General features: G+C 43.2%; 2 protein-coding genes and 1 pseudogene. 2 read left to right on the forward strand and 1 reads right to left on the reverse strand.

Annotated elements, in window-relative coordinates:
* A pseudogene (locus tag P9B04_RS21220) lies at window positions 1-659 on the reverse strand (hypothetical protein); the annotation flags it as partial.
* Between the two features lie 519 nt (window positions 660-1,178).
* On the opposite strand from P9B04_RS21220, the gene P9B04_RS21225 reads away from it, so the two are divergent.
* Window positions 1,179-1,496, forward strand: coding sequence for a plasmid mobilization protein (locus P9B04_RS21225; RefSeq protein WP_342056962.1), 318 nt, complete (start codon window positions 1,179-1,181; stop codon window positions 1,494-1,496).
* A gap of 2 nt (window positions 1,497-1,498) precedes the next feature.
* Window positions 1,499-2,311 (forward strand): relaxase/mobilization nuclease domain-containing protein, encoded by an 813-nt coding sequence (locus P9B04_RS21230; RefSeq protein ID WP_342056963.1) that lies wholly within the window; start codon window positions 1,499-1,501, stop codon window positions 2,309-2,311.
* Window positions 2,312-2,400: the final 89 nt, after the last annotated feature.

Consider the following 2,400-nt stretch of genomic DNA (forward strand, 5'->3'; position numbering starts at 1 on the left):
GGTTTGATAAATCCCCCTCGTTTATAGTGCGGGGCTTCTCGGCGGTTAGCTAACTGTTCCGTTGAAGTGATCTCACCGAAAGGCAGCAACACCCCTAAATCTAAACGGAACTCGGTTCCCAACTTTTCCCGTTCTGCGATCGCTCCAATGGCTCCCAAAATCTTAGGGGTAGCGATTTCCCACTTTAACGTCTTCAAATTCACAGACGCTTTGAAATCATCAGCTACACGCCCCACTGCATGGCACTTTTCTCCCTTCTTAAACTGAATCCAAGCATTATCTTCAGGTCTTCCCATTCCAGAATCTACAGGTAGAGAAGCAACGGACTCTGGTGGTAACGCCAAATGTTCCGGTTCCATCACCATATATTGAACATCAGATCCTTCTACTTGATAAAGAATTTTGTTTAAAGAACTCCCCACATCAAAGCAGACAGTGACCTTCTTAAGCGGTGTCCCAGGTTTAGCCCCCTTTGATCTCTTCCGAGGGGTTTTAGTATTTTGAGACGCTTCTGATCCCGTTTGATCCTTATATCCGTTCTCACCATGATTAACAGCAGTTTCCATCTGAGACTCAGACTCATGGGTAATGGGTAGCTCCTGCTGATCCGTTTTTGACTCAACACTCATGGAGTTGACCCCATTCAATGTTTCGCTCATACACTCCTCATGACTTACACTCAACACATCCACTGCCATTTTTTTAGTTACAGAGGCCGTGGTTTTTTTTCTTTATCTCTCAACTTTCTAAAAAACCCCGATTTTCTTTAGATTTATTTAATGTCACTAAACGTCGCTACTCGTCATTATTCGTCACTGACTTCTACTCAACGTCACTAATCGTCATCAAAAAAGTGATCCCTACCCTGTTTTTGACCCCAATCCGACCCTAAATCGATGACGTATCGTAACACCTAACAACGTTTAGTAACGTCTAGTAACGTCCAGTTACATCTAGTAACGGGCTTTTTTTACCCCCCTAGCTGTATGATTTGACCGATTTGGCTCCCATCTAGGGTGTTAGTGGGTGTTCTTCCCGAAAGGGAAGCTAGCGTACTCTATGCAAGGACATTTTGGCTATACTAGCCAAAAGTCCTTACAGAGTAGCTGTCCAGGGGGATACCCCCTGGAACCCCCAACGGGCAGATGGGAAAAGAAATTTGTTTTATTTTCGAGAAAATGACCACTGATAAACGCGATACTACTATCACCCTTCGAGTCACCCAATCCGAAAAGTTGGCTTGGCAAAACAAAGCCGATCTTGTCGGCATGACGCTCTCTAATCTGATACGACAAGCTATCTCCAGAACGAAAACCTGGACAGCAGCAGACAAGTCTTTAGTTAAAGAACAAACTCGACAAATCGTTCGCATCGGTAATAATCTCAATCAGATAGCTAGGTGGGCAAATACTTATAAGTCAACCGCCGAAGCTGTACAGATTATACAAGCCTTGAGACTCATTGAACAATCCCTAAATAAACTCAAAAAGGATTAACGATGCTGCTTAAATTCTTTGATCGCGGTACAGGCAAAGGAGCCGGTCCAGTTGAATATATCCTCAAAGAAACTGATGCTAAAGGTATTATCAGAGAACCTTCACCCGAACTCCTTAAAGGCAATCCCCAACAAACCATCAATGTAATTGATTCGTTAGACTTCAAACATAAATATACAAGTGGTGTGATCTCCTTTGCTGCATCTGATGCCCCCACCAACGAACAACTTGAAGCGGTCATCAATTCCTTTGAAGACACGGCCTTTGCTGGTCTAGAACCTGACCAATACGACATCTTATGGGTCAAACACACTCACACGGGGAGCGATCGGGTGGAATTACACTTTGTTACCCCTAGAGTTGAATTAACCAGTGGCAAAAGCTTAAACATCGCACCCCCAGGCTCTAATAAATACTTTGAACCTTGGCGTGATTATTGGAATACTTTTCAAGGATGGGCAAGTCCCAACGACCCCCAACGGGCTAGAACTTACTATCCTGGTTATCAAGCTTTAATCGATGCCCAAAACCATCGCCTAGAACTCAATGGTCAAAAACCCCTTAAACGGGATGATGCCCGTAAGATGATCACCAACTACTTGACGGGCTACATTGAGAATGGACAGATCCAAAACCGTAACGAGATCCTTACCACCCTTGAAAATTCTGGCTTTACCATTACAAGGCAGGGCGACAACTATATCACTGTCTCTCACGATGACCTAGCCTGCATTATTCATGAAAGAATTGAGAAAAAGCCTGAAAGCCTTATGCAATCAGGAATATGGGAATTTGACTCCAATAACAGTCTGTGATTTTTATCTATTACTAATTATTGACGATTTAACTACAGGGTAAGCTCATCTAAAATGGTATAAAATGTACTTGACTAAGAAAGCAAAAT

Origin of the sequence: Crocosphaera sp. Alani8 (assembly GCF_038442745.1) — a bacterium.
Classification (GTDB): domain Bacteria; phylum Cyanobacteriota; class Cyanobacteriia; order Cyanobacteriales; family Microcystaceae; genus Crocosphaera.

What these genes read in the sequence shown, in the direction of transcription:
- P9B04_RS21230 (WP_342056963.1), top strand. Translation starts at nt 1,499, where the DNA reads ATGCTGCTTAAATTCTTTGATCGCGGTACAGGCAAAGGAGCCGGTCCA.
- P9B04_RS21225 (WP_342056962.1), top strand. Translation starts at nt 1,179, where the DNA reads ATGACCACTGATAAACGCGATACTACTATCACCCTTCGAGTCACCCAA.